Here is a 25,019-nt window from a genome sequence, read left to right on the forward strand (position 1 = left end):
GGAGCCCGGGGCTCGGGTCGTCCTCGATCGCCGGACGGGCTCAGGACGCTGGACGGGGAGAGGGTGCCGGGCGGGGTCGGGGTGGAGGGTCAGGCCGGGGAGAAGAGGTGGTCGCTGATGAGGCGGGCGGCGCCGGTGACGCCGGCGATCTGGCCCAGTTCGCCGAGGACGATGGGGAGGTTGCCGGTCGCCAGGGGCAGCGACTGGCGGTAGACCTGGGTGCGCACGCTGGCGAGGAGGGTGTGGCCGAGGCCGGTGACCCCGCCGCCGATCACCACGAGCCCGGGGTTGAAGAAGCTGACGAGCCCGGCGATGACCTGGCCGACGCGGTTGCCGCCCTCGCGGATGAGGTCGAGCGCGGTGGTGTCACCGGCCGCCGCGGCGGCGGCCACGTCGACGGCGGTGAGCGCGCCCGCCGCCGCGAGCCGTTCGGCGAGTTCCGGGGAGCGGCCGGAGCGGGCGGCCTCCTCGGCGTCGCGGGCGAGCGCGGCGCCGCTGAAGTGCGCTTCCAGACAGCCCCTGTTGCCGCAGGCGCAGGGGCGGCCCCCGGGGTCGACCTGGATATGGCCGATGTCGCCGGCGCTGCCCGTCGTCCCCCGGTAGACCTGGCCGCCGACGACGATGCCGCAGCCGATGCCGGTGCCGATCTTGACGCAGAGGAAGTCGGCGACGGAGCGGGCGACACCGGCGTGCTGCTCCCCCATCGCCATGAGGTTCACATCGTTGTCGACCATGACCGGGCAGCCGAGATCCTGGCTGAGGGCCTCGCGTACCGGGAATCCGTCCCAGCCGGGCATGATCGGGGGTGCGACGGGGACGCCCTCGGGGAAGCGGACGGGCCCGGGGACGCCGATACCGGCGCCGTCGAAGCCCTCGGCGATTCCGGTGGCCTTGAGTTTGGCCGCCATCGACAGGGCCTGTTCGAAGACGGCGACGGGTCCCTCGCGGACGTCCATGGGGTGGTTGAGGTGGCCGAGTACCTCCAGTTCCGCGTTGGTGACCGCGACGTCGATGGAGGTGGCGCCGATGTCGACGCCGAGGAAGCGCAGTCCGGGCGCGAGCCGGATGTTGTGGGAGCGCCGGCCGCCGCGTGAGGCGGCGAGTCCGTCGGCGACGATGAGCCCGGTCTCCAGCAGCCGGTCGACCTCGACGGCGAGTTTGGAGCGGGAGAGGTCGACGAGATCGCCGAGCTGTGCCCGGGAGTTGGGCCCTCCGTCGCGCAGCAGCTTCAGCAGCCGGGCCTGGTGAGCGTTGGCGGGTCGAGCGGTCATGCGTCTCAACTGCCCCTCCCTTCCCCGGGCCTTCGTCAGGGGAGACCCCGTGCGGCTCGCGGGTGATCCGGCTCTGGAGGGGAACGTAGCAGCGCTTTGACGGAGTGGGAAGAACTTGAGCAGAGTTCCGGTGCAACTTCTTCCACACTCGGGACAAAGCCGGAGGCGTGGTGGCGGGTCAGGGTGTTCCCGGAGGTTCTCTCACTCCCGGCCGGCCGCCGCGGGCAGCTCCGCCAGCCGGTCGAGGAAGATCCGCTGGCCCTTGACCAGCCGGGTGCGGGCCTCGTCGAGGCCGAACCATCCGACCCGGTCGATCTCGGGGAACTCCTGGAGGCGGCCCGAGCGCGGGGGCCACTCCATGGTGAAGGTGCCCGGCACCACGAGGGAGATGTCGAGGTCGGCGGCGAGGGCCCAGAGGGTGACGACCTTGCCACCGGGCTGGCGGGCCTCGCCGAGGGGGAGCCACTCGCCCTCGGGCGGTGCGAGTCCCAGTTCCTCCTCGAACTCCCGGCGGGCCGCCGCGGCCGGTTCCTCCTCGGGGGTGTACTGCCCCTTGGGGACCGACCAGGACTGTTCGTCGCGGGCCGCCCAGTAGGGGCCGCCCATGTGTCCGATGAGGACCTCGATGCCGTCGCCCCGCCCCCGGAACAGCAGGAGCCCCGCGCTTCTCACAGCGGTCATGGTCCCCAGTCTCCCCCGGGGCCGGTCACGGGGCAGTCCGGGCCGGGCGCACGGGCCCAGCGAGGGCGCCGGCGCGGGCCGTGTCGCGGGCCGCCGTCTCACGGGCCGCCGTCTCACGGGCGGGCGTCTCGCGGGCGGGCGTCCCGGGTTCCGCCGTCTCGCGGGCGGCCTCACCGGACCGGCTCACCGGGCCGGCTCACGGGGCCGGCTCACGGGCAGCGGATGATCTGACCCGCGTAGGAGAGATTGCCGCCGAAGCCGAAGAGCAGCACCGGGTCGCCGGAGGTGATCTCCCCGCGTTCGACCAGCTTGGCGAGGGCGAGCGGGATGGAGGCGGCGGAGGTGTTGCCCGACTCGACCACGTCCCGGGCGATGACGGCGTTGACCGCCCCGATCTTCTGCGCGACGGGCTCGATGATCCGCAGGTTCGCCTGGTGGAGGACGACGGCGGCCAGCTCGTCGGGGCGCACCCCGGCGCGCTCGCAGACCTTGCGGGCGATGGGCGGCAGCTGGGTGGTGGCCCAGCGGTAGACGGTCTGGCCCTCCTGGGCGAAGCGCGGCGGGGTGCCCTCGATGCGCACGGCGTGGCCCATGGCGGGGACCGAGCCCCACAGCACGGGGCCGATACCGGGCTCCTCGCCGTCCGGGACGGCCTCGACGACGGCGGCGCCCGCGCCGTCCCCGACCAGGACGCAGGTGGTGCGGTCGGTCCAGTCGGTCACGGCGGTCATCTTGTCGGCGCCGATCACCAGGACCCGCTCGGCGGCACCGGCCCGCACGGTGTGGTCGGCGGTGGCGAGGGCGTGGGTGAACCCGGCGCAGACCACGTTCACGTCCATCACGGCCGGCGACTCCATGCCGAGGCGGGCGGCGACGCGGGCGGCGGTGTTCGGGGAGCGGTCGATCGCGGTGGAGGTCGCGACCAGGACCATGCCGATGTCCTGCGGCGTGAGGCCGGCGGAGGCGAGCGCCTTGGCCGCGGCGTGCGCGGCCAGCTCGTCGACGGGTTCGTCGTCGGCGGCCCGGTGCCGGGTCGTGATGCCGACGCGGGTGCGAATCCATTCGTCGCTGGTGTCGACCAGGGCCGCCAGGTCCCCGTTGGTGAGGACTCCGGCGGGCTGATAGTGCCCGAGGGCGGTGATTCGTGAGCCGGTCATGTGCGGACCCCCTCCGTGCGGGCAGTGGAATGCCCAAGTGTTCGCTGCTACCAACCGGTACGACGGCAGGTGATCCGACAGGATTCAGCCCCTGGAATTTGGAGCTTCCGTAAGTGTGGCACGGCCCGTGCGACGCCCCCGGCCGCCGGGGGCGTGCCGCGGGGGGAGAATGGTACGGCCCGCAGCGCTTCGCCGACGGATCGGATACGGAACATCATGGGACGCGTCACCGAGCGCCGCCGCACCCTCCGCATCCGGGACGGTGTGGTCTCCGCCCGCCCCGACACGCTGGTGGCGGAGGAGCCACTGGAGATCCGGCTGAACGGCAGACCGCTCGCGATCACCATGCGCACCCCGGGGGACGACTTCGCGCTGGCGGCGGGTTTCCTGGTCAGTGAGGGGGTGATCGGCGAGGCCGGGGAGGTGCGGTCGATCACGTACTGCGCGGGGGCGACGGCGGACGGGGTGAACACCTACAACGTGGTGGATGTGCGGCTGGCGGCGGGGGTGCCGGTTCCGGACATCACGCTGGAGCGGAATGTGTACACCACCTCGTCGTGCGGGCTGTGCGGCAAGGCCAGTCTCGACGCCGTGCGGACGGCGACCCGCCATCCGGTCGCGGATGTGCCGCCGGTGCGGGTGCGGCCCGCTCTGCTCAGCGCGCTGCCGGACCGGCTGCGGGAGGCACAGCGGGTCTTCGACCGCACCGGGGGGCTGCACGCGGCGGCGCTCTTCTCGGTGGAGGGCGAGCTGCTGGACGCGCGGGAGGACGTCGGCCGGCACAACGCCGTGGACAAGCTGATTGGCCGGGCGCTGCGGAACGGCGGGCTGCCGCTGTCCCGGGTGGTGCTGCTGGTGTCGGGGCGGGCGTCGTTCGAGCTGGCGCAGAAGGCGGTGATGGCGGGGGTGCCGGTGCTGGCGTCGGTGTCGGCTCCGTCGTCGCTGGCGGTGGATCTCGCGGTGGAGAGCGGGCTGACCCTGGTGGGGTTTCTGCGCGGTGCCTCGATGAATGTGTACGCGGGGCAGGAGCGCGTCGTGCTGGACGGCGGGGGCGTCTGAGGGACCCGGCGGAGCCGGCCCGGGGCGTACGGTCCCGGGCCGGCGGCCCCGGCGGCGGCTGCCGGAGGCCGCCCGGCCCGGCGGTGGAGGCCCCGCCGCCGGAGGCCCGGCGGTGGGAGGCCGCGCGGTGGGAAGCCCGGCCGCCGGCGGCGGGATGTCCGGGGGCTCAGCGGCGCGCGGCCTTGGGCAGCGGGGCCGGGATGGTCTGGAGGGCGAGTGTCGCGGGCGGCTCGGCGAGGCCGGGGCCGCCCGCCCTCGCCCACTCCAGCAGGTCGTCCACGGCGTCGTCGTCGAGCGCCCAGCCGATCCAGGTGGCGCGCGCTCCCCGGCGCCGGCCCTCGGCCGAGGGCTGAACCACGATCACATTGGCCTGGGCGCAGGGCCCGAGACAGTCGGTGGTGCGTACCTCGATCCGGCCGCCGGAGGCCGCGGCGGCCTCCCGCAGCCGGGCCAGCTGGCCGTCGTGGTCGGTGCCGGGGTGTTTGCGGGCGCTGCCGCAGCAGCAGCCCCGGCAGACGACGAGGGTGCAGGGGCGGCTGCGGAAGGGGCGTATCGCGGGCGAGGTCACCGGATGATCGTCTCAGTCCGGCGCCCCTGCGGACAGCACGCCCGGCGCTCCCCCGGCGGCGAGGACTTCCGAAAAAGGTATGGACCAAATCCTCCAGAAATGGTAAAGCGACAGTGTGCGCACCGTAGGGATTCCGTGGAGATTCCGTCCCCGCCCACGTACCGACCAGTCAGAACCCTGTCCGCACCTTCCCCATGTGACCGGATTTCTTCCCTGAACCGGCGGTACCGCCCCGGGTACCCGGCGCCCGGACGCCCCATGGGCCCGGCAACCGGGTGGGATACCGTCGCGGCGCTGTGCTGAGCACCACAAGGAGCAGGCCCTTGCGCGAGTTCACCGTCCCTCCTCTGCACGCGGCACCGCTGGTCGGCGGAGTGGCCGACGCGGTCTTCGACCACGCCGAGCGCGACCCGGACCGTATCGCCCTGGCGCGCGAGGACGGCTCCGGCCGGTGGCGGGATCTCAGCTCCGCCGCCTTCCGCGACGAGGTGCTGGCGCTGGCCAAGGGGCTGCTGGCGGGCGGGGTGCGGTTCGGGGACCGGGTGGCGCTGATGTGCCGTACGCGCTACGAGTGGACCCTCTTCGACTTCGCGATCTGGACCGTCGGCGCGCAGTCGGTGCCGGTCTATCCGACCGCGTCGGCCGAGCAGGTGCTGTGGACGCTGTACGACGCCGGGGTGTCGGCCTGTGTGGTGGAGCACGAGGACCACGCGATGACGGTCGGTTCGGTGGTGGACCGGCTGCCGCTGCTGAAGCGGCTGTGGCAGTTGGACACCGGCGCGGTCGCCGGGCTCATGGCGTCCGGGGCGCACATCGACGACGAGGTGGTGCACCGGCACCGGCGGGCGGTGACCCCGGACTCCACCGCCACCGTGATCTACACCTCGGGGACCACCGGCCGGCCCAAGGGCTGTGTGATCACCCACGCCAATCTGATGTTCGAGAGCGACACCCTCACCGGGCGCTGGGAGTCGCTCTTCCGCGCCCGGCCCGGGGACGAGCCGTCGACGCTGCTCCTCCTGCCGCTGGCGCATGTGCTCGGCCGCGTGGTGGAGGTCGCGGCGGTGCGCGGCCGGGTCAGATTCGGCCACCGGCCACTGGTGGGCACGGGCACGGGCACGGGTGCGCCGGCGGCGGACCTGGCGGCGTTCCGGCCGACGTTCTTCATGGCCGTCCCCGATGTCTTCGAGCAGATCTTCCACTCCGCCCGGCGCCGGGCCGAGAGCGAGGGGCGGGCGGGCCCCTTCGAACGGGCCGTGGAGGTGGCGGTGCGCCACGCGGAGGCCCGCGAGCACCGGGCGTTCGGCCTCGGCCCCGGCCCGTCGGCGGGACTGCGGGTGCAGCACCAGCTCTTCGACCGGTCGGTGTACGGGAAGCTGCGGGAGGCGCTGGGGGGCCGGCTGCGGTACGCGATGTCCGGGGGCTCGGGGATGGACCGGCGGCTGGGGCTGTTCTTCGAGGGGGCGGGGATCACCGTCTTCGAGGGGTACGGGCTCACCGAGTCGACGGCCGCGGCGACGGCGAACCCGCCCGAGCGCCCCCGGTTCGGCACGGCGGGGCGGCCGATCCCGGGGACGACGGTGCACATCGCGGACGACGGCGAGGTGTGGCTGCACGGCGCGCATGTCTTCTCCGGGTATCTGGGCGATCCGAAGGCGACCTCGGCGGCGCTGCACGACGGCTGGCTGGCCACGGGGGATCTCGGTTCGCTGGACGCCGACGGCTATCTGACGATCACCGGCCGGAAGAAGGAGGTGCTGGTGACATCGGGCGGGCGGAGTGTGTCGCCGGTGCGGCTGGAGGAGCGGGTGCGCTCCCATCCGCTGGTGGCGCAGTGCCTCGTGGTCGGCGACGGCAGGCCGTTCGTGGCGGCGCTGGTGACGCTCGACCAGGAGGCGGTGGCGCACTGGCTGGCGATGCGCCGGCAGCCTCCGCTGCCGCCCGCGCGCCTGGTGCGGGACCCGGCGCTGGAGAAGGAGATCCGGCGGGCGGTGGTCGCGGCGAACACCCTGGTGTCGCAGCCGGAGGCGATCCGCACGTTCCGGATTCTGGCGCGTCCGTTCGGCGAGGAGCACGGGCTGCTCACCCCGTCGCTGAAGCTGCGGCGGCGGGCGATCGAGGAGGTGTACGCCGCCGAGGTGGACGCCCTGTACCGCTGAGGGGCAGCGGTGCCCGAGGGTGTCCGGCGAAGGGGTCCTGCGGGGTGCGCCGCGTCGCTAGGCTGTCGGCCATCGGTGCCGTCCGTGCGTCCGTTCCTCATCTGGATCTGGGAGAAGCCTCACGATGACCGTGGTCAGGGTCGAGACCGTAGCGCGGGGGACGGAACCCGTTCTCCCGGAGGGCAGCGCCGGCATGGCGGAGGCCATTCACCACGCGTCCGAGGCCGCCCGCCGTTCACTGGCCGGTACGCCGGACAGCGACGGCTGGCAGATCTCCGGCCTGGAGGTCACCTTCGGGCTGACTCCGGCGCCCGGTGACGGGGTGGTGGGTTCCGGGGCGGGTGCCGATGCGTCGTTCGAGGTGCGGCTGACGGTGGAGCGGGGTCCCGGCAGGCCGTGAGGAACGGCCTGCCGGGGCCCGTGCCGGGAGCGGGTCCGCTCAGCCGATGGTGACGCGGAGAATGCGGTCGGCGCCGGCCGCTTCGCCGCCGTTGCCGTCCGTGTTGGTGGTCGACAGCCAGAGCTGGTTGGCGCCGGGCACCTTGGTCACACCGCGCAGCCGGCCGTAGGTGCCCGCGTAGTACGCCTTCGCGGTGCCGGTGTTCTCGTTGTCGGGGCTGATCGGGATCTCCCAGAGCCGCTTGCCGCGCAGGGAGGCCATGTAGACGGCGTTGTCGACGATGGCGATGCCGCTCGGCGAGGCCTCGGCGACGCCCCAGGTCTTCTTGGGGTTGGTCATGCCGGCGGTGCCGCAGCTGCCCTCACAGGCCGGCCAGCCGTAGTTGTGGCCGGACTTGATGAGGTTCAGCTCGTCCGCGGTGCTCTGGCCCAGCTCCGCCGACCAGAGCCGGCCCCTGGAGTCGAAGGCCAGGCCCTGGGGGTTGCGGTGGCCGAGGCTGAAGACGCGGCTGTTGAAGGGGTTTCCGGGGGCCGCTGCGCCGTCCCGGGTGATCCGGAGGATCTTGCCGTTGAGGGAGTTGCGGTCCTGGGCGAGTGAGGTGGTCTGGGCGTCGCCCGTGGCGGCGTAGAGATAGCCGTCGGGCCCGAAGGCCAGGGCGCCGCCGTTGTGGTACTTGGCCTTCTTGATGCCGGAGACGAGGGCGGTGTAGCCGCTGAGGGTGGAGCCGTTGTAGGTCATCCTGGCGACGCGGTTGCCGTCGGTGGAGGTGTGCAGGAAGTACACGTAGCGGTTGGACGCCCAGTTGGGGTCGACGGCGACGCCCATCAGCCCGCCCTCGCCGCCGGTGGTCTGGGAGTGGGGCACGGAGCCCGCCGAGGACTTCCCGCCGGACGGGGTCACCTTGAGGACCTTGAACGAGTCGCGTTCGGTGACCAGGGCGGCCGAGCGGTCGGGGAGCCAGGAGGCGCCCCAGGGGATGGTCCAGCCGGTGGAGATCTGGGTGACCCCGGTCGGGTTGCCCCGGGTGGCGGGCGGCTCGGTCCCGGTGGCGCCGGCGGGCGGCACCAGGGCGGTGAGGAGCGCCGCCGCGACGGCCGCGGTGGTGGTGGCGAGCCGGGTCCTCGTGGTGGTGCTGCGGTGCATGGATACCTCCGTGGGGGGGGTTGCGGGGTGGGGGGCTATCCGCGGTCGAGGAAGTCCAGGTTGGGGGCGCCGCCCGCGGTGGTGGCGGTGACGCGGACGGTGTTGGTGCCCGCCTCCAGCGGCACGGTGAGCGTGGCATCGGCCCAGGTGGTCCAGGCTCCGGTGCCGTTGAAGGGACGGTTGGCCACGACGACGGAGCCGTTGACGGAGAGGTCCATCGGGCGCCCGTCGGCCGTCCCGTTGGCGTACCGCAGCGTGACGGAGGCGTCCCGGGCCGTCGCCGACTCCACCGACCACTCCACATACGCGCCGGTGGCGTTCGGGGTGTTGACGAAGCCGGTGCCGCTGAAGCCTCCGTGGTTGGAGTCCACGGTGGAGCCGGCGGTCCAGGTGCCGTTCTCCGCCTCGTGGCGGACGGTGCCGCCGGAGCGCGGGGCCGCCCGGATCAGCCGGGTCTCCCCCGGCCGGAGGGTGGCGCTGTAGGAGTCGCTGACGGTGCCGCCGCTCCGGCCCGACCACAGGTCGGTGATGGCGGCCGGTCCGCTGAGACCGGCCTGCGCCCAGGTGACGGAGACTGTCTGGTTGCCGGAGGTGCCGGTGTTGAAGAGGGCGATGATGTGGTCGCCGTTGGCCTCGCGTTTGCTCCAGACCTGCTGGGCGCCCGCGTTGACGATCCGCCGGGCGGCGACTCCGTCCTGGTTGACGGCGATCAGCCGCTCATTGGTGAGCATCGCCTTGTCGGTGGCGTTGAGGGCGGTGAGGTCGGTGCCCAGCAGCAGCGGGGAGGCTGCCATCGCCCAGAGCGTCAGATGGGAGCGGCGCTGGTCGGAGGTGAGTCCCACCTGGTCGCCGTTGCCGATCTGGAGGGAGTCGAGGTCGTTCCAGCCGCCGGGTCCGGCGTAGGGCTGCCAGTTGGCGGCGCTGGTGAAGCGGGAGGTGATGTGGCCCCAGTCGGTGAGCGGATAGCCGCTGCCGTTGGGGCCGGGGCCGCAGTAGCACTCGACATCGCCCTGGGTGCGCCAGCTGTTGGCGAGCTGCCGCCAGGTGGGGGCGTCGGCGATGGCGAGGTTGTTGGAGAGGGCGTAGGTGATGGGCCGGCCGGTGGCGCGCAGGGCCCGGTCCCAGGCGCGGACATCGGGGATGTCATGGCTGCCGACGCCGTCGATCTTGAGGTAGTCGACTCCCCAGTCGGCGAACTGGCGGGCCCAGGAGTTCACGAACTCCTGGGAGCCGGGTTTGCCGTAGTCGATGTAGTACATGTTCTTGCAGTTGTAGTTCTTCTCCTGCCTGGTGGTGTCGGCGATGTCCCTGGCCCGGTACGGGGTGCCCTCGATGGGGGTGTTGCGGGTGACGGCGTTCTTGGCGATGCCGGGGGTGACATAGAAGCCGAACTTCAGCCCCTTGGAGTGGATGTAGTCGGCGAGCGCCTTGATCCCGGAGGGGAACGCGGTCTCGTCGACGGTCCAGCGGCCGTGGGAGTCGACGACGAAGCCGTTGGCGTCGCACTTCTGGTAGAAGTCGTCGAGGTTGACATGGATGTAGCCCTTGTCCTTCAGGCCGCTGCTGACCAGGGCGTCCGCCTGGGCCTTGATCTTGGCCTCGGTGGGCCAGCGGCGGACGAAGCTCCAGCTGGACCAGCCCATCGCGGGCCGGATGGAGAGTCCGTTGTCGGAGGCGGCGGCGGACGGTGGCGCGGTGAGCCGGCCGGCGCCGAGCGGCAGGGCGAGGGCGAGGACCAGGGCGACGCGGCCCAGGGTTCCGATGCGTCTCATCGGGGTGACTCCACATCGAGGTGGTCGAGGTTGGGGGCGCCGTTCGCGGTGGTGGCGGTGACCCTGACGGTGTTGGCGCCGGACAGGAGGGCGGCGGGCACGGTGACGGTGCGCCAGGTGGTCCACGCCCCGGTGCCGGGGAAGGATCTTCCGGCGGCGATGGTGGTGCCGTTGACGGAGATGTCCATCGGGCGGTCCGCGGTGGTGCCGTTCGCGTAGCCGATGACGAGACCGGCGGTGCCCGCCGCGGCGGCGGTGACGGTCCACTCCACGTGCGCGCCGGTGGTGTTCGGGGTGTTGACGAAGCCGCTGCCGCTGAACCCGGTGTGGTTGGAGTCCACGGTGGAGCCGGGGGTCCAGGAGGCGTTCTCGGCCTCGTACCGGGTGGGCGCGGGACCGGTGGGTGCGCAGTCCTGGGTGGAGCCGGTCTGGCTGACGCGCAGTGCCCCGCCGCCGGTGTTGGCGCTGTTCGCGGCGCAGTAGCCGGTCACCGTCTGGAAGAGGAGATCGGCGGGGCTGGTGCTGCCGCGCTGGGCGGTGAAGCGGTCGAAGCGGATGCCGGAGCTGTTGTTGGCGATCACGGCGGGCCGGCCGTCGTTGGCGTTGAACCGGACCTCGCTGTCGGTGAAGCGGACGTTCTCGGCGTTGCGGATGTACCAGCCGTAGGCGGGGCGGGTGCCGATCGAGTTGGGGTTGTAGCCGGTGGGCTGGTTGCTGGGCGGGGTGGTGGCCATGGTGCCGTTGCCGCCGGGGACGGTGAGGTCGGTGTTGTCGAAGGTGATGTTCCTGATCCGGCCGCTGCCGGACTCGCCCCAGAGGGTGGGCGAGAAGGACGCGCTCTGTCCGCTCGCCCTGACGTTGGTGTAGGTGATGTCGCTGATGGAGCCGACCCCGGGGTTGTTGCCGCAGCGCTTGCGGGTGCCGACCTTCTGCGTGATCGGGGAGCGGACCTCGGTCATGGTGATGTCCTTGTAGTGGACATCGGAGATCTTGGCGCCGTCCATGGAGACCATGCCGAGGCCGGATTTGTCCGAGCCCTTGATGGTGATCCGCTCGAAGCGGTAGTTGGTGAAGTCGCCGCAGGTCTCGGAGCCGAACATCAGCGCGTTGCAGCAGCCGGCGGAGAGATGGGAGTCGGTGACGGTGACATTGCCGTTGGAGAGCTTGGCGCCCAGCGCGTAGTCGCTCTTGAAGGCGAGGGCGTCGTCGTTGGCCTCCAGACGGGCGTTGGTGATCCGCACGTCGGTGGTGGAGATGATGTTCCAGCCGTCGCGGTCCATCGCGGTGTCCATCACCAGACGGTCGGACACAACGTTGTCACAGTCGTTGATGAGGGCCGCGAAGTGGCCGCCCTCGCGCAGGGTGATGCCGCTGAGGGTGAGATTGGTGCAGCGGGTCAACGAGATGATCTTGTCGGCCTCGCCGGACTTGGGGTTGCCGGTGATCAGCGCGCCGTCGCCGTCGATGGTGCCGGAGCCGGTGAAGCCGATGTTGGTGAGCCTGTCGCCGTGGATCATGGCGTTGTGGAAGTGGCTGTGGCCGTAGTCCTGGTAGTCGTCCCAGGGGTTGGTCTCGGGCGGGTCGTAGGTGTCCGCGCCGTTGCCGCTGATGGTGGCGCCCGCGTCCAGCTGAAGAGTGACATGGCTCTTCATGTGGATCGTGTTCTTGGACTCGTAGGTGCCGGAGGTGAAGCGGACGGTGCCGCCGCCCGCGCTGTTGGCGGCGGTGATGGCCCGGTTGATGGCGCCGGTGTCGTTGGTGGAGCCATTGCCCACCGCGCCGTAGTCCCGGACGTCGAACTCGGCCGCGACGGGCGGCGGCACGGTCACCAGGTCACCGCCGCGCGGGGAGGCGGCCGGGGGCCGGGACCCGTCCACGGGGGCCGAGGCGCCCGCCGGTGCCGGGGCGCCGGTCGCCGGGGGCTGGAGGACGCCCAGCGCGAGCGCGAGGCCGAGCAGGACCGTGGCGGTCGATCCGCGAACGCTCTTCATGCCGTCCTCCTCAGACGAGCTGGTAGCCGCGCAGGTTGGTGAGGAGCAGATGACAGTTCTCCAGGGAGCCGGAGCTGTCCTCCAGGGAGCGGTAGATGCCCCACTTGGGGCGGACCCGGTCGGCGAGGAAGGTGTCGATGCCCGACTTGGAGGCGTCGATCACAGTCGATCCACCGCTCTTGAGAATCCAGCGGACCGAGCCCGAGGTGCCGTTGCCGATCTTGATCTGGAAGTCGACATCGGTCCACTTGTTGTGCAGGGGCGTCAGGCTGGCGCGGCCGACGAGGATGTTCGGGGTGAAGATCTTCAGCTCGATGGTCTGGGCCCCGTTCACCCGGCGCAGCGACTGGACCACGATCGGGGCGGAACCGGCACCCGGCTGCTTCATCTGCATGATGTGGGTGAAGGTGGTGGTGGCCTTGAGCGAGCTGGGGATGTACATCGAGTACGTGACCCGCCAGGTCTCGCCCTGCTTCCACTGGAGGTACGAGTCGCCGTTGCGGCAGCCGGTGACCTCGTGCCGCTGGCGGTCGGTGCTGGTGTCCCGGTCGACGGTGTGCATGGTGAAGCGGAAGTTGTCTCCCTCGGTGGTGATGTGGTCCCCCGCCGCCGGGTGGGAGTTGGCGCGGTCGTCCTCCAGCGTCTCGAAGGCGCGGAGCCGGTCGCCGCTCGCCGACGGCGACCAGCGCAGTTGCCAGGAGGCCGCCGACGCGGGGGTGGCGAGCGCCGGGATTCCGGCGGCGACCGCGCCGGTGAGCGCCGCGCCGAGGACGGTCCTGCGGGATGTGGCCATGTCCCTCACCTCGTTGTGAGTTGTCCGTGCGGGTACGGGTGTCGCGGTGGTCGTACGGGTGGTGCCGGTGTCCGTCGCGGGGAGGGCCTCATGGCCCCTCCCCGCGGTAGGTGTACGCGGGCGGGGCCGCCGGGGCGGTCGCGGCGCGGTCGACGAGATCGCGGACGAGCCCGTGGTCCGGGGAGCGGGAGCAGACCGGGTCGGTGCGGGTGGCGTCGCCGGTCAGTGCGTACGCCTGGCAGCGGCAGCCGCCGAAGTCCCGGGTGCGAAGCTCGCAGCCGCGGCACGGGTCCCGCATCCACTCCTCGCCCCGGTAGAGGTTGAACGACGGGGAGTCGTGCCAGATCCACTCCAGGGAGTGGTCCCGGACGCTGGGGGCGTCGAGCCCGGGGAGGGCGGCGGCGGCCGGGCACGGGTGGACGCGGCCGTCGGGCGCCACGGTGAGCGAGACCGCTCCCCAGCCGCCCATACAGGGTTTGGCCCGGCCGTCGGCGTAGTCCGGCACCACCCAGAGCAGCTCCATCCGCCCGGCGAGAGCGGGCCGCCGCCGCTCGACACGGTCCCGGGCCCGGGCGAGCTGGGGGCGGCCGGGGAGCAGCGCGTCGCGGTTGCGCAGGGCCCAGCCGTAGAACTGGGCGTTGGCGAGTTCGAGACGCTGGGCGCCCCAGGCGAGTCCGAGATCGATGAGCGCGTCGACGGCGTCGAGATTGGCCCGGTGGAGGACCGCGTTGAGCCCGAGCGGCAGCCCTGATTCCCGGACCAGCCGGGCGGCGCGCTCCTTCGCGGCGAACGAGCGGGCCCCGGCGATGCGTTCGGACGCGCCGGGGTCCGCGTGCTGCACGGAGAGCTGTACGCTGCGCAGCCCCGCGCCGGCGAGGGCGGCCAGCCGCCGTTCGCTCAGGCCGACGCCGCTGGTGACGAGCTGGGTGTGGATGCCCGCGCCGTCGGCGGCGGCGACGATCTCGGTGAGATCGCGGCGCAGCAGGGGTTCCCCGCCGGAGAGATGGCTCTGGACGACGCCGAGGGCGGCGGCCTGGGTGAAGGTGCCGGCCCATTCGGCCGTGGTCAGTTCGTCTGACCGACCGACCAGTTCGGTGGGGTTGGAGCAGTAGGCGCAGCGCAGCGGACAGCCGTGGCTCAGCTCGGCGAGCAGGGCCCACGGCGGGGCGATCTCGGTCATGTCAGCCAGCCCTCCGCTCGGACGCGGCCGAGGAAGCGGGGCGCCTCGGTGGTGACGGGGGCGCCGGGGTGGAGTGCGGCGAGTTCGGCGACGATGGTGCGCACATCGCGTACACCGTCACAGCGTTTCAGCACCTCGGCGGCGCTGCCGCGCAGGACGACGACCCGCTCGGGCAGCAGCAGCAGATCGACCCCGCGGACGCGGTCGTGCCGCAGCACGACGCCCCGAGAGAGCGCGGGCCGCCAGCCGGGGGGCGCTTCCGGCGGGGGGTGGGTGGGGGGTGCGTCCGGCGCGGGGCCGGTACCGGACGCGGCGGGCCGCGGGCGGGCGGCGGTCATCGCGGGGTGTCCGGCGCGGGGTGGGCGGTCGCGGTCTCCAGGGCGTCCAGGAGGGACCAGAGGACCTCGCACTTGAAGCGCAGGGCGGCGACGGCGGCCTCCTGGTCGCGGCGGCCGGCCGCCCCGTCCAGGACCAGGGCCAGGGCCTCCGTGCTGTCGCGGTCGCCCTGCCCGACGCGGGCGCGGAAGTAGGCCAGGCCCTCGGCCCCGATCCACGGGTAGTGCCGTTCGAAGGCGGCGATCCGGGTGCGCATGAGGGTGGGCGCGGCGAGTTCGGTGAGCGAGGCGGCGACGGCCTCCAGCGCGGGCCGCAGCCGGCAGAAGTTGACGTATCCGTCGACCGCGAGCCGTACTCCGGGCAGGACCCCGTCGCCCGAGAGCAGCCGGGCCCGGTCGATCCCCGCGGCCTCGCCGAGGCGGAGCCAGCGCTCGATGCCGCCCTCGCCCTCGGTGGTCCCGTCGTGGTCCTGGATGCGGCGCAGCCAGGAGCGGCGCAGCGCCGGATCGTCGAACTTGGCGAGGATCAGGGCGTCCTTGACGGGGATGAAGCGCTGGTAGTGGAACCGGTTGACGATCCATCGGCGCAGTTCGGCGGGGGTGAGGGTGCCTTGGTGCATCCGTACGTTGAAGGGGTGGCGGTCGTGGTAGCGCTCGGCGGGCACGGCGCGCAGCCGCGCGGTGAACTCCTCCGGGCTCCACAGCTGACCGGCGCCCGCGGGGGACGGCGCGAGGGTGCTCACAGCTCGATCACCATTCGGTCGGCGGCGACTTCGAGGCCCCAGGAGCGGAGCGATGTGTGCTCCTCGGCGTCCGGGTCCCCGAGGGGATTGGTGTTGTTGAGGTGGGTGTAGAGGCAGCGGGCTCGGGCGCGGGTGAGGTGCCGGGCGGTGCCCCGGGGGCCGCTGATGGGGAGATGGCCCATGCCGGTGGCGGTCTTGCGGGAGATCCCCGTGCGGACGGGTTCGTCGTCGTCCCAGAAGGTGCCGTCGACGATGACGCAGTCGGCTTCGTCGACGGCCCGCTGGAACGCGTCGGACCAGTGGGCGAGCGCGGGGGCGTACAGCAGGGACCGTCCGGTGGTGGTATCGCGCAGCCGCAGGGCCACCACCCAGTCGGCGGAGCCCGCGCCGTCCGGGTCGGGCGGGCCCCCGGCGGCGTATCTGGGCCGTTTGGCCGAGACGGGCACGGTGGACAGTTCGACCGTGCCCTCCCCGCCGAGCGGCTGGGGTCCGGGGCCGAGCGGCAGCCAGTCGACACGGGTGTAGGGGGCGAGGATCTCGCCGAGCCGGAGCCGTTCCCGCAGCGCGGTGCGGACGGGGGCGGTGGCGTGGACGGTGAAGCCGCCGGCCTCCCGGAGCCGGGCGATACCGAGGGTGTGGTCGAGTTCGGCGTCGGTGAGGAGGACGCCGGCCAGCGGGGTCCGCCGGTGGCCGGGTCCGGGCCGCAGGGCGTCGCTGTCCTCGATCTGGTCGCCGATGTCGGGGGTGGCGTTGACGAGGTACCAGTGGTCCTCGTCCGCGCGCAGGGCGAGGGAGGCGTGCCGGCGGCGGCGGTGCGGGTGGGCGCGTGCCCCGGTGCAGCCGGGGCACGCGCAGTTCCACTGGGGCAGTCCGCCGCCCGCCGCGGTGCCGAGCACCTGGAGCAGCATGGCGGCTGGGCTCAGTCGGTGAGGGCGTAGGCGGTGACTTCGAGCGCGGTTTCGACGATCTCGTACCCGGGGGTGTGCCAGGGGGTGGTGTGCTGGGGTGCGGTGTCCTGGGGGGCCGGGGTGGTGGTGTTCACGAGGGTGCCTGCCTTTCCGGACGGACGTTCACATGAGCGACCTGCGTTCAGCCATGTGTCATAGAGTTGCGTCTTGACGAGAACCGGTCAATGCTCCGAACCGATGTGGTCGCAGTGGTATCGCGCCAAGTTCCATGGCTGGGAATGCTCTTTCCCCAGCGATCGTTGACCATGGGAGAACCAGCGGAGCATCCGACGACGTAAGGACCCACCCCTCGTGAGCAAGGTTCCCTCCATCACCCTCAACAACGGTGTCACGATGCCGCAGCTGGGCTACGGCGTGTGGCAGGTTCCCGACGACGAGGCGGCGAAGTCGGTCGCCACGGCGCTGGAGGCCGGGTACCGCAGCATCGACACCGCGGCGGTGTACGAGAACGAGACGGGCACCGGCCGCGCCATCGCCTCCTCCGGGGTCCCCCGGGACGAGCTGTTCGTGACCACCAAGCTGTGGAACAGCGACCAGGGGTACGACACGACCCTCCGCGCCTTCGACGCCTCGCTCGACCGGCTGGGCCTCGACCGGGTGGATCTCTATCTGATCCACTGGCCGATGCCGTCCCGGGACACCTATGTGGACACCTACCGCGCGTTCGAGAAGATCCTCTCGGACGGACGGGCCCGTGCCATCGGCGTGTCGAACTTTCTGCCGGCCCATCTGGAGCGGCTGATCGAGAAGACCTCCGTGGTCCCGGCGGTGAACCAGATCGAGCTGCACCCGCAGCTCCAGCAGGAGGAGTCCCGCGCGTTCCACGCCCGGCACTCCATCGCCACCGAGGCCTGGTCGCCCCTGGGCCAGGGCAAGGGGCTGCTGGAGGTCCCGACCGTCATCGCGATCGCCCGCAAGCACGGGCGGACCCCGGCGCAGGTGGTGCTGCGCTGGCACCTCCAGCTCGGCCATGTGGTGATCCCCAAGTCGGTGACCCCGTCGCGCATCCGGGAGAACATCGACGTCTTCGGCTTCGAGCTGGACGCGGACGACCTCGCCGCGCTGGCGGCGCTGGACGAGGGGAAGCGGCTGGGCCCGGACCCGGCGGCCTTCGAAATCGTCTGACCGGCCGGCCCCGGAGGCCGGCCGACCGGTCTCAGGGGCCGACCGGTCTCAGGGGCCGACCGGTCTCCGGGGGCGGCGCGGGGGCGGTGGCGCTCGGCCGGGCGTGGGATTCCGGGGCCTCTCTGCGCGCCCTTTCATCATATTTTCGTGTCGTATGTCTAGCGTGACGCTCCTTGACCCCCGCACCGGAGGCATCCCGTGGAGCGTCGCACCAGGACCACCGCCACCGCCCTCACCACCGGCGCCCTGCTCACCGCGACCATGGGCATGGCCATGGCGGTGGTCGACCCGGCCCCCGCCCCCGGGCCGCGGAAGGGCTCGGCCGTCGCCCCGGGCCCGGGCCGGGAGGGCGGACAGGCCCTCACCGCCCGGCCCACCAGCACCGGCGTCCGCGCCTGGCAGCAGTTCCGGGTGTACGGCGACGCCCAGGAGATGAGGCCCGGCACCCGGGTGGCACTCCAGCAGCGGCAGGGCAGGCACTGGGTGACCCTGCCCGCCTCCATGAACATCACCCGGGCGTCGGCCTACCGGCTCCGGGTCCACCTCGGCCTCCAGGGCCGCAACACCCTCCGGATCGTCGGCGGCGGCACGGCCTCGGCCCCCTTCACCGTGCACGTGCGCTGACCTGGCGCACGGGAGCCCTCAGCCGGCCGCACGTCCGGTCGAGGGCTCCCGTGCGTCCGCCGCGCGGCGCTCTCGTACGATCATGCGGCGGCACGGCGCCACGGTCCGAGGCGCCGGACGAACGAGGAGTACGGGATGGGGAACGGGGCGATCCGGCCTGGCCGGTATCGGGTGCGCAACGTCGGCAGCGGGCTGCTCCTGGAGGTGTACGGCGGGGCGAAGGGCAGCGGGGCCGTCGTCCAGCAGGGCGCGGAGAGCGGCGCCGCCGGCCAGCAGTGGCGGATCGAGCCCGTGCCGAACGGCAGCGGGCTCCACCACTTCGTCAGCGTCGCCAGCGGCAAGCGCCTCGATGTCGCGAACGCCTCCACCGAGAACGGCGCCCGCGTGCAGCAGTGGCGGCCGAACAACTTCGGCGCACAGGAGTGGATCATCGAGAACCATGTCGACGCGCCCGGCACCGTCGCCATCGTGAGCTTCGTCAGCGGTCTGCTGCTGGAGGTCGCCGACGGCAGCCGGGAGGAGGGGGCGCGGGTGCGCCAGTGGGAGGACACCGACGCGCCCGGCCAGCAGTGGCGGCTCGAACCCTGCCCCTGAGCCGCGCCCCCTCCCCCGGACCGGCCGGGCCGGTGCGGTGCGGTGCGGTCTCAGCCGCGCGCGGTGTGCACCGTGCGGGCGAGCAGCAGACAGACGTCCGGGCGCAGCAGCAGCCCGCCGGGGTCCTCCGGGTCCAGCAGCCGGTCCAGCGCGGCGAGATCGTCCGCCCCGAACGTCTCCTCCGCCGCCTCGCGCAGCCGCTGGAAGGAGGTGACGTGGTAGTCGCGCACCTCCCGGGGGGCCGGGGCGGGCACGTCCAGGAGGAAGGAGCGGGTGCCCCCGGGGGTGAGTCCGGCGGTGGCGAGGAGCGCCGGCCAGTCCTCGGTCTCGTCCTTCACCCCGGGCAGGCCGGCGCGCATCCGGCTGAACCAGTCGGCGTGGGCGGCGTCCAGCCGTGCCTCCAGGCCCGGCCGGCCGAAGCCGATGTCCCGGGGCAGCCGGCGCGCGGGCAGCCCGCCCTCGACCACGGCGAGCAGCCCGCCGGGGTTCAGCAGGGTGGAGAGGTCGCGGAGGGCGGCGCTCTGCTCGCCGACGTGGTGGACCATGTTGCCCGCCCAGACCACGTCCGCCCGGCCGAGGCCGGAGAGGTCACCGGGGAGTTCGGCGCGGAGCGCCGAGAAGCGGCCGGCGATCCCGGCCCGCTCGGCGCGCGTCCGGGCCCGCTCCAGCAGTTGCGGGGTGGGGTCGACGGCGACCACCTCGGCGTGCGGGAACGCCTCGGCGAGCACGGTGGTCAGCACGCCGGGGCCGCTGCCGATGTCCAGCACCCGGCGGACCCGCGCCGGGTCGGCCAGCGTGCCGAGCCACTGGGCCGCGTCACGGTAGAGCGGGCTCTCGATCTCGGCGCCGCGCTCCAGGAGCGGGCCCATCGCGTCCCAGTCCATCTCGGCGGCGTGGTGGTGATGGTGGTGCCCGGTGTCTCCCCCGGTGTCTCCCCCGGGGTGGCCGTCGGCGCGGCTGCCGGCCGGTTCTGCGGGGTGGCCTCCGGTGCCGTGGTCGTGCGGGCTCGTGCGGGCGCTGTGGTGGTGTCGGCTCATGGGCGACAGGATCGGATGCGGGTGCCCTTTATGACAATGTCAGTTGCGGTTTCGGCAACGCGGTGGGGCTGCCGGCGGAGGGCCGGCCACCGGCGCGGTGCTCCTGCGGGCTGATCCCGCGCACCCGCTTGAAGGCCGCGCTCAGCGCGAAGGAGCCGCTGTAGCCGACCTTCCGGGCGATGGCGTCGACGGTGGCGCCGGAGGAGAGCAGCAGATCGGCGGCGAGGTCGAGCCGCAGCCGGGTGAGGTACGTCATCGGGGGCTCACCCACCAGTTCGTGGAAGCGCCGGGCGAACTGGGCCCGGGAGACCCCGCTGCGGCCGGCCAGCGAGGCCACGGTCCAGGGGTGCGCGGGATCGTCCTGCATCAGCCGGAGCGCACGGCCCGCCACGGGGTCGCCCATCGCCCGGTACCAGCGCGGCGCCCGGGCCTCGGGGCGGGCGAACCAGGCCCGCAGCGCGGTGATCAGGACCAGGTCCAGCATCCGGTCGAGCATCACGCTCTGACCGGGCTCCTCACTGGCCAGTTCCTCGCCGAGGAAGGGCATCAGCGGGCAGTTCCAGGCGTCGGCGGGCAGATGGATGAGGGCGGGCAGCGCGTCCAGCAGCCGTCCGCTGATCTCGCCCTCCATCTGGTACGTGCCGACCTGCATGTCGGCCGAGCCGTGCGGGTCGTTGCCCCATCGGCGCACCCCCATCAGCATGGACTCCATCAGCGGCTCGCCGCGCAGGCTGTGGCAGGTGCCGCCGGGGCCGGCCAGCGCCTGCGGCTCGGTGCCGGGGCTGTCGGCGACGGTGTACGGGGCGGGGCCGCGCGCGATGGCCACATCGCCGGGGAGCAGCCGCACCGGGTCCCCGCTGTCCGGGACGATCCACGCCTCGCCCGCGGTCTGGCACATCAGGGAGAGCGGGGCGCCGTCCTCGACCCGGACGGACCAGGGCGGCTCCATGACCATCCGCAGCAGGAAGGCTCCCCGGGCGCGGGGTCCGTCGAGCAGTCCGGCGAGAGCGTCCATGGCGCCAGCGTAGACGAACGCGTATGCGGATGAGCCTCCGGAGCATGGAGAGTCCAGAGTGACCGGGGGAATCTGGAGTCATGACAGAGAACATGAAGCAGAACACGGTGCTGGTGACCTCGGCGACGGGCAAGACCGGCCGGCGGGTGGCCCAGCGTCTCACCGAGTCGGGCGTGGCGGTCCGGGCGGGCTCCCGCAAGGCGGGCACCGGCCCCGGCGAGGCCGTCCTCGACTGGGAGTCCCCGGCGACCTGGGGCCCGGCGCTGGAGGGGGTCGACGCGGCCTGTGTGGCGTACTACCCGGATCTGGCCTACCCCGGTGCGGTGGACGCGATGCGGGGCTTCGGGCGGGCGGCGGCCGAGGCCGGGGTGGGGCGGCTGGTGCTGCTCTCCGGGCGCGGGGAGCCGGAGGCGGTGGCGGCGGAGAGCGCGCTGCGCGAGTCGGGGGTGGATCTCACGGTCGTGCGCGCGGCCTTCTTCGCCCAGAACTTCTCCGAGGGCGCGCTCGCCGACGGGGTGGCGCACGGCGTCATCCCCTTCCCGGCCGGGGGGACGGCCGAGCCGTTCATCGACGCGGACGATCTGGCGGAGGTGATGGTGGTGGCGCTCACCGGCGAGGGGCACGCCGGGCGGACCTACGAGGTGACCGGGCCCCGGCTGGTCACCTTCGACGAGGCGGCGGCCGAGATCACCCGGGCCACCGGGCGCGAGGTGCGCTATGCCCCGGTCTCGGAGGAGGAGTTCCGGGGGATGCTGCCGGCGCTGGGCTTCTCGGAGCCGGAGGCGGCCTGGCTGGCCGGGCTCTTCGCGATGCTGATGGACGGGCACAACCAGTCGGTGACGGAGGATGTGCGCCGGGTGCTGGGCCGTGAGCCGAAGGACTTCCGGGAGTTCGCCCTGGACACGGCGTCGGCGGGCGCCTGGGCGCGCTGAGCCCGGACCCGGGTGGGGCCGGCCCGCACCGGGCCGCCTCATCGGCGGGCTCCGGCCCGAGCCGCGCGCCGTCTGCCGCGCGCCGTCTCCCGCGCGGCGCCGTCACGGCGGAGCCGGGCCCCTGACCGCGAGGACCTGCTCGACGGTGTCCGCCTCCCCGGCCGGTTTGTCGGGGCGGTGGCGCAGCACCCGGGCGAAGCGCAGGGTGACCCCGGCGGGGTAGCGCGGTGAGCGCTGCACCCCGTCGTAGGCGATCTCCACCACCAGCTCGGGCCGGACCCGTACGGTGAATCCGTCGTCCTCGACCGCGAGCGCGCCGAGGCGTTCCGTCTGCCAGCGCAGCATCTCGTCGGTGAGCCCCTTGAACGTCTTGCCGAGCATGACGAGGGAGCCGTCGGCGGCCCGGGCGCCCAGATGGAGGTTGGAGAGCAGGCCGGTGCGCCGGCCGTGGCCCCACTCGGCGGCGAGGACGACGAGATCGAGGGTGTGCACGGGCTTGACCTTGAGCCAGGAGCGTCCCCGGCGGCCCGCCCCGTAGGGCGCGCCGAGCGCCTTGACGAGGACGCCCTCGTGGCCCCGGCGCAGGGTCTCGGCGAGGAACTCCTCGGCGGCGGCGACCTGCCGGGGGTCCCCGGGGTCGTCGACGACGGCGCGCCGGACCCGCATCGGCTCCGGGACGACCCGGGCGAGGACGGCGTACCGCTGCTCGCCGGTGCGGTCGAGCGTCTCCTCGCCGTCGGCGGCGAGGATGTCGAAGAAGACCGGGGACACGGGCAGGGCGGCGCGGGCCGACGCCACATCGGTGCGGGAGCCGACGCGGGAGGCGATCTCCTGGAAGGGGACGGGCCGGCCGCCGGCGTCGAGGGCGATCACCTCGCCGTCGAGGATCAGCCGGTCGCCCGCCAGCAGCCGGGCCGCCTCGGCGACTTCGGGGAGCCGGTCGGTGATGTCGTCGAGGGAGCGGGTGTGGACGCGGACCTCGTCGCCGTCGCGGTGCACCTGGACGCGGATGCCGTCGAGCTTCTCCTCCACGGCGCAGGGCGCGCCGAGGGTGCGCACGGCCTCGGTGACGGACGCGGCGGTGTGGGCGAGCATCGGGAGCACCGGGGTGCCGACGGTGAGCCGGAACCGTTCCAGCGCGGCGGGGCCCTCGGCGAGCAGGGGGCCGGCGACCCGGGGCAGGGAGCCCGCCAGCATGACCGCTCGGCGGACCGCGTCGGGGGGCGCGTGGGCGGCCCGGGCGACACCCTCCAGGGCGATGGCGTCGAGCGCTCCCTGCCGTACCTCGCCGAGCAGCAGCCGGGTGAGGAAGTGCTGCTCCTCGGCGGTGGCGGCGGCCAGCAGCTCCCGCAGGAGGTCCCTGCGGCCCGCCTGGGAGCCCGGTCCGGTGAGCCGGGCGAGCGCGGTGAGGGCGGCGTCGGTGGCGGCGAGGGTGAGGGTGGGGGCGGAGGCGGGTGGCGGGGGGTCGCGCAGGGCGCTCCAGCCGATGCCGATGCGGCCCTGCGGGAGGCGTCCGGCGAGGTAGGAGATGACGAGGGCGGCCTGGTCGGGTGGGGTTTCGGCGAAGAGGGCGGCGAGGAGGGAGATCTTTTGGGAGCGGGCGGGGGTGGTGGTGACCTCGCGGGAGACCTCGGTGAGCCGGGTCAGCGGGGTGTCCGGGGCCGGGGCGTCGGCGACCATGCGCCCATGGTGCCTCGCGCTCCGCGCCTCCGCACCCCCACCTCCCGGGTGCGCCCGCCCCCGGACCCCCGCGCCTCGATCCCCGGCGCCCCGGGATTCCGCGCCACCTGTGCCACCTGTGCCACGTGCGACCCGGGCACTCCCGGGGGCGTCTCCCGGAGGCAGCCCTGGGGGAGCTGGGGACCGGCCCCCCCCTGTCACCGCCGACCCGAGCCATCCAGCCCGTCCGGGGGCACCTCCCAGAGGCAACTCCGGAGGAACTTGAGCCCGGCCCCCGCACCACAGGAGACCCGCACCAACCCAGCCCGTCCGGCGATTGAGGACGGCCCCCGCACCACAGGAGACCCGCACAGACCGACAAACCCAGCCCGTCCGGCGATTGAGCCCGGCCCCCGCACCACAGGAGACCCGCACAAACCAAGCCCGTCCGGCGATTGAGGACGGACCCTGTGCGACAGGACCCCGCACCCTGCGGGCCACGGTCGGGGGCCGGCCCCCGAACCCCCGCGCCTCAAACGCCGGCGGGGCTGGGTTTGCTCAGGTCGCCAGCGGGGCTGAAAGGGTGCGACCCAAAAACACGGGGCAGGCTGAAGGGGTGCGCCTGAAACGCCGACGAGACTGAAAGGGTGCGGCTCAGTCGCCGGCGGAGCCGAGGGGGGCGCGGCACGAACGCCGAAGGGGCTGGAGTGGTGCGCCCGAAGCGCCGGCGGGGTGGGATTGCGTGCCTCGGCTCGCCCGGAGGGATTGAGAGGGCGCGGCTCAAGCCGGGAGAGGCTGAAGTGGCGCGGCACGAACGCCGGCGCGGCCGGGGCGGTGCGCCCCAGCCCCCGGCAAGGCCCTGGCCAAGGTCCGCCTCAAGCACCGGCGAGGCCGCGTGGACGCGGCACCCCGCCCCCAGCGAACCCAAGCGAACCCCTGAAAGGGCACCCCTGGGGGGCGATTCGGCAGACATTCCCCCGTACATCACACATCACCCCATACGCACCCCCTCAGGCTGTCACCGCGCCAGAGCCTGAGGGCCCCCGGAGGCTGGCCCGGTGGTGGCGACTTGGGAGACCGTCGTGCGCGGGGTACACGTGTACGAAGTACGGTTGCGCGGGGGAAGTCGCCCGAAGTGCACCGGCACCAGGGGTGATTGCAGGACGCGGGGCCTCGGGCCCGCGTCGGGGACGGGGTCGGACGGGGTGGGGTGCTGTGTGCGGCAGGAAGAGGGAGATGCGCCGGCTGTGCGCGCGGCTGGCGGGAAGTCTGCGGCTGTCCGTTCCCGCCGAGCCCGCCTCGGTCTTCGGGGCCCTCGCCGCGAATCTGAGCGCGCAGCGGCGGCGCGAGGTCCGCATCGTGTTCCGGCACTTCCCGCCGGGAACCGTCAGCGGGCTCTGGTCGGACCGGGGCGACCACGATCTGATCGTGGTCGAGGAGAGCGCCCCGCCCCAGCACCAACTGGTCATCACCGGCCATGAGATCTGGCACATGCACGCCGGCCACCGGGGCGGCCACGCGGACGGCGCCGCGCGGGCCCTGGTGTCGGGAGCCGCGCTCCCGGATCTCGCGGGCCTGCGCGAGATGATCGCCGACACCGCCGCCCGCTCCGGCTTCGGCGGCGCCGAGGAGAGCGCTGCGGAGCTGTTCGGGCTGATGCTCGGCACCGAGCTGCGCCCGCTGCTGGAGTGCCGGGCGGGCTCCGGCGCCCCGCCCCAGGGCGGGGTGGCCGCCCGGATACACGCCTCGCTCGGGCACCGCGCGCCGCGCGGCGTGACCCGCCCCGCCGAGGCCCGCTGAGAGCCGGTGGCCG

General features: G+C 73.4%; 24 protein-coding genes. 8 read left to right on the forward strand and 16 right to left on the reverse strand.

What is annotated here, in order from left to right; translation table 11 throughout:
- Positions 1 to 89: 89 nt before the first annotated feature.
- From ACWCRA_RS11980 to ACWCRA_RS11990, 3 genes are all read right to left on the reverse strand, one after another.
- A complete protein-coding gene (locus ACWCRA_RS11980; protein ID WP_351551762.1) occupies positions 90 to 1,271 on the reverse strand; it encodes an ROK family transcriptional regulator in 1,182 nt (393 codons plus the stop codon).
- A 201-nt stretch (positions 1,272 to 1,472) separates the two neighbouring features.
- Complete coding sequence (locus tag ACWCRA_RS11985) at positions 1,473 to 1,952, reverse strand: NUDIX domain-containing protein (protein WP_351551765.1); 480 nt, start codon at positions 1,950 to 1,952, stop codon at positions 1,473 to 1,475.
- Positions 1,953 to 2,161: 209 nt separating this feature from the next.
- Positions 2,162 to 3,109, reverse strand: a complete 948-nt coding sequence (locus ACWCRA_RS11990; RefSeq protein WP_351551767.1) for a beta-ketoacyl-ACP synthase III — start codon at positions 3,107 to 3,109, stop codon at positions 2,162 to 2,164.
- Between the two features lie 216 nt (positions 3,110 to 3,325).
- Here ACWCRA_RS11990 and fdhD point away from each other — a divergent pair, with 216 nt between their 5' ends.
- Entirely contained in the window at positions 3,326 to 4,168 is an 843-nt protein-coding gene (gene fdhD / locus ACWCRA_RS11995) for a formate dehydrogenase accessory sulfurtransferase FdhD (RefSeq protein WP_351551770.1), read from the forward strand.
- A 166-nt stretch (positions 4,169 to 4,334) separates the two neighbouring features.
- Here the strand turns inward: fdhD and ACWCRA_RS12000 are convergent, their stop codons facing one another.
- Positions 4,335 to 4,736, reverse strand: coding sequence for a (2Fe-2S) ferredoxin domain-containing protein (locus tag ACWCRA_RS12000; protein ID WP_451067364.1), 402 nt, complete (start codon positions 4,734 to 4,736; stop codon positions 4,335 to 4,337).
- A 323-nt stretch (positions 4,737 to 5,059) separates the two neighbouring features.
- Between ACWCRA_RS12000 and ACWCRA_RS12005 the strand changes: the two genes are divergently transcribed.
- Positions 5,060 to 6,895, forward strand: a complete 1,836-nt coding sequence (locus ACWCRA_RS12005; protein ID WP_451067365.1) for an AMP-dependent synthetase/ligase — start codon at positions 5,060 to 5,062, stop codon at positions 6,893 to 6,895.
- Between the two features lie 124 nt (positions 6,896 to 7,019).
- On the forward strand, positions 7,020 to 7,295 hold the full coding sequence (locus ACWCRA_RS12010) for a hypothetical protein (protein ID WP_351551779.1): 276 nt from the start codon (positions 7,020 to 7,022) through the stop codon (positions 7,293 to 7,295).
- A 39-nt stretch (positions 7,296 to 7,334) separates the two neighbouring features.
- On the opposite strand, the gene ACWCRA_RS12015 is transcribed toward ACWCRA_RS12010, so the two are convergent.
- The 9 genes from ACWCRA_RS12015 to pqqA all read right to left on the reverse strand — a co-directional run bounded on the left by ACWCRA_RS12015 (position 7,335) and on the right by pqqA (position 16,294).
- Positions 7,335 to 8,438: a PQQ-dependent sugar dehydrogenase gene (locus ACWCRA_RS12015; RefSeq protein WP_351558996.1), complete on the reverse strand. Its 1,104-nt coding sequence runs from the start codon at positions 8,436 to 8,438 to the stop codon at positions 7,335 to 7,337.
- A gap of 35 nt (positions 8,439 to 8,473) precedes the next feature.
- Positions 8,474 to 10,210 carry a carbohydrate-binding protein gene (locus ACWCRA_RS12020; RefSeq protein ID WP_451067366.1) on the reverse strand — a complete coding sequence of 579 codons (1,737 nt, stop codon included), beginning with the start codon at positions 10,208 to 10,210 and terminating at the stop codon, positions 8,474 to 8,476.
- On the reverse strand, positions 10,207 to 12,201 hold the full coding sequence (locus tag ACWCRA_RS12025; protein WP_451067367.1) for a glycosyl hydrolase family 28 protein: 1,995 nt from the start codon (positions 12,199 to 12,201) through the stop codon (positions 10,207 to 10,209). The genes ACWCRA_RS12020 and ACWCRA_RS12025 overlap by 4 nt, the downstream gene beginning before the upstream one ends.
- A 10-nt stretch (positions 12,202 to 12,211) precedes the next feature.
- The gene (locus tag ACWCRA_RS12030; protein WP_351558990.1) at positions 12,212 to 12,994 is read right to left on the reverse strand and encodes a Tat pathway signal sequence domain protein; all 783 of its coding nucleotides are present in this window, start codon (positions 12,992 to 12,994) and stop codon (positions 12,212 to 12,214) included.
- 88 nt (positions 12,995 to 13,082) lie between these two features.
- Positions 13,083 to 14,174 (reverse strand): pyrroloquinoline quinone biosynthesis protein PqqE, encoded by a 1,092-nt coding sequence (gene pqqE, locus ACWCRA_RS12035; protein ID WP_451067368.1) that lies wholly within the window; start codon positions 14,172 to 14,174, stop codon positions 13,083 to 13,085.
- Positions 14,171 to 14,392 (reverse strand): pyrroloquinoline quinone biosynthesis peptide chaperone PqqD, encoded by a 222-nt coding sequence (gene pqqD, locus ACWCRA_RS12040; RefSeq protein ID WP_451067369.1) that lies wholly within the window; start codon positions 14,390 to 14,392, stop codon positions 14,171 to 14,173. Before pqqD ends, pqqE begins: the two co-directional genes overlap by 4 nt.
- Before the next feature lie 116 nt (positions 14,393 to 14,508).
- Positions 14,509 to 15,252 carry a pyrroloquinoline-quinone synthase PqqC gene (pqqC, locus tag ACWCRA_RS12045; protein ID WP_451067370.1) on the reverse strand — a complete coding sequence of 248 codons (744 nt, stop codon included), beginning with the start codon at positions 15,250 to 15,252 and terminating at the stop codon, positions 14,509 to 14,511.
- The gene (gene pqqB / locus ACWCRA_RS12050) at positions 15,249 to 16,160 is read right to left on the reverse strand and encodes a pyrroloquinoline quinone biosynthesis protein PqqB (RefSeq protein ID WP_451067371.1); all 912 of its coding nucleotides are present in this window, start codon (positions 16,158 to 16,160) and stop codon (positions 15,249 to 15,251) included. The genes pqqC and pqqB overlap by 4 nt, the downstream gene beginning before the upstream one ends.
- Before the next feature lie 11 nt (positions 16,161 to 16,171).
- Positions 16,172 to 16,294 carry a pyrroloquinoline quinone precursor peptide PqqA gene (gene pqqA / locus ACWCRA_RS12055; RefSeq protein ID WP_451067372.1) on the reverse strand — a complete coding sequence of 41 codons (123 nt, stop codon included), beginning with the start codon at positions 16,292 to 16,294 and terminating at the stop codon, positions 16,172 to 16,174.
- Positions 16,295 to 16,511: 217 nt separating this feature from the next.
- Here pqqA and ACWCRA_RS12060 point away from each other — a divergent pair, with 217 nt between their 5' ends.
- The 3 genes from ACWCRA_RS12060 (at position 16,512) to ACWCRA_RS12070 (ending at position 18,563) form a co-directional block, all read left to right on the forward strand.
- Complete coding sequence (locus ACWCRA_RS12060; protein WP_451067373.1) at positions 16,512 to 17,345, forward strand: aldo/keto reductase; 834 nt, start codon at positions 16,512 to 16,514, stop codon at positions 17,343 to 17,345.
- Between the two features lie 198 nt (positions 17,346 to 17,543).
- Entirely contained in the window at positions 17,544 to 17,969 is a 426-nt protein-coding gene (locus ACWCRA_RS12065; protein ID WP_351558976.1) for a hypothetical protein, read from the forward strand.
- Between the two features lie 135 nt (positions 17,970 to 18,104).
- Positions 18,105 to 18,563: an RICIN domain-containing protein gene (locus tag ACWCRA_RS12070; protein WP_351558975.1), complete on the forward strand. Its 459-nt coding sequence runs from the start codon at positions 18,105 to 18,107 to the stop codon at positions 18,561 to 18,563.
- Positions 18,564 to 18,613: 50 nt separating this feature from the next.
- Here ACWCRA_RS12070 and ACWCRA_RS12075 read toward each other — a convergent pair whose 3' ends face one another.
- Positions 18,614 to 19,600 carry a class I SAM-dependent methyltransferase gene (locus ACWCRA_RS12075; protein ID WP_451067374.1) on the reverse strand — a complete coding sequence of 329 codons (987 nt, stop codon included), beginning with the start codon at positions 19,598 to 19,600 and terminating at the stop codon, positions 18,614 to 18,616.
- A 28-nt stretch (positions 19,601 to 19,628) separates the two neighbouring features.
- Complete coding sequence (locus tag ACWCRA_RS12080; RefSeq protein ID WP_351558974.1) at positions 19,629 to 20,615, reverse strand: AraC family transcriptional regulator; 987 nt, start codon at positions 20,613 to 20,615, stop codon at positions 19,629 to 19,631.
- Between the two features lie 80 nt (positions 20,616 to 20,695).
- On the opposite strand from ACWCRA_RS12080, the gene ACWCRA_RS12085 reads away from it, so the two are divergent.
- Complete coding sequence (locus ACWCRA_RS12085; RefSeq protein ID WP_351558972.1) at positions 20,696 to 21,547, forward strand: NAD(P)H-binding protein; 852 nt, start codon at positions 20,696 to 20,698, stop codon at positions 21,545 to 21,547.
- Positions 21,548 to 21,649: 102 nt separating this feature from the next.
- On the opposite strand, the gene ACWCRA_RS12090 is transcribed toward ACWCRA_RS12085, so the two are convergent.
- Entirely contained in the window at positions 21,650 to 23,227 is a 1,578-nt protein-coding gene (locus ACWCRA_RS12090; protein ID WP_451067375.1) for an ATP-dependent DNA ligase, read from the reverse strand.
- 1,215 nt (positions 23,228 to 24,442) lie between these two features.
- On the opposite strand from ACWCRA_RS12090, the gene ACWCRA_RS12095 reads away from it, so the two are divergent.
- Positions 24,443 to 25,006, forward strand: a complete 564-nt coding sequence (locus ACWCRA_RS12095; protein ID WP_351559923.1) for a toxin-antitoxin system, toxin component — start codon at positions 24,443 to 24,445, stop codon at positions 25,004 to 25,006.
- Positions 25,007 to 25,019 lie beyond the last annotated feature (13 nt).

The sequence above is a fragment of the Streptomyces sp. NPDC001889 genome, assembly GCF_053594535.1.

Excerpts from the sequence above, each read along its gene's own strand:
- ACWCRA_RS11990 (WP_351551767.1), bottom strand. The coding sequence starts at position 3,109 with ATGACCGGCTCACGAATCACCGCCCTCGGGCACTATCAGCCCGCCGGA.
- ACWCRA_RS12075 (WP_451067374.1), bottom strand. The coding sequence starts at position 19,600 with ATGAGCCGACACCACCACAGCGCCCGCACGAGCCCGCACGACCACGGC.
- ACWCRA_RS12090 (WP_451067375.1), bottom strand. The coding sequence starts at position 23,227 with ATGGTCGCCGACGCCCCGGCCCCGGACACCCCGCTGACCCGGCTCACC.
- ACWCRA_RS11985 (WP_351551765.1), bottom strand. The coding sequence starts at position 1,952 with ATGACCGCTGTGAGAAGCGCGGGGCTCCTGCTGTTCCGGGGGCGGGGC.
- ACWCRA_RS12015 (WP_351558996.1), bottom strand. The coding sequence starts at position 8,438 with ATGCACCGCAGCACCACCACGAGGACCCGGCTCGCCACCACCACCGCG.
- ACWCRA_RS12010 (WP_351551779.1), top strand. The coding sequence starts at position 7,020 with ATGACCGTGGTCAGGGTCGAGACCGTAGCGCGGGGGACGGAACCCGTT.
- ACWCRA_RS11980 (WP_351551762.1), bottom strand. The coding sequence starts at position 1,271 with ATGACCGCTCGACCCGCCAACGCTCACCAGGCCCGGCTGCTGAAGCTG.
- ACWCRA_RS12085 (WP_351558972.1), top strand. The coding sequence starts at position 20,696 with ATGACAGAGAACATGAAGCAGAACACGGTGCTGGTGACCTCGGCGACG.
- ACWCRA_RS12030 (WP_351558990.1), bottom strand. The coding sequence starts at position 12,994 with ATGGCCACATCCCGCAGGACCGTCCTCGGCGCGGCGCTCACCGGCGCG.
- ACWCRA_RS12070 (WP_351558975.1), top strand. The coding sequence starts at position 18,105 with ATGGGGAACGGGGCGATCCGGCCTGGCCGGTATCGGGTGCGCAACGTC.
- ACWCRA_RS12080 (WP_351558974.1), bottom strand. The coding sequence starts at position 20,615 with ATGGACGCTCTCGCCGGACTGCTCGACGGACCCCGCGCCCGGGGAGCC.
- fdhD (WP_351551770.1), top strand. The coding sequence starts at position 3,326 with ATGGGACGCGTCACCGAGCGCCGCCGCACCCTCCGCATCCGGGACGGT.
- pqqE (WP_451067368.1), bottom strand. The coding sequence starts at position 14,174 with ATGACCGAGATCGCCCCGCCGTGGGCCCTGCTCGCCGAGCTGAGCCAC.
- pqqB (WP_451067371.1), bottom strand. The coding sequence starts at position 16,160 with ATGCTGCTCCAGGTGCTCGGCACCGCGGCGGGCGGCGGACTGCCCCAG.
- ACWCRA_RS12020 (WP_451067366.1), bottom strand. The coding sequence starts at position 10,210 with ATGAGACGCATCGGAACCCTGGGCCGCGTCGCCCTGGTCCTCGCCCTC.
- ACWCRA_RS12025 (WP_451067367.1), bottom strand. The coding sequence starts at position 12,201 with ATGAAGAGCGTTCGCGGATCGACCGCCACGGTCCTGCTCGGCCTCGCG.
- ACWCRA_RS12095 (WP_351559923.1), top strand. The coding sequence starts at position 24,443 with ATGCGCCGGCTGTGCGCGCGGCTGGCGGGAAGTCTGCGGCTGTCCGTT.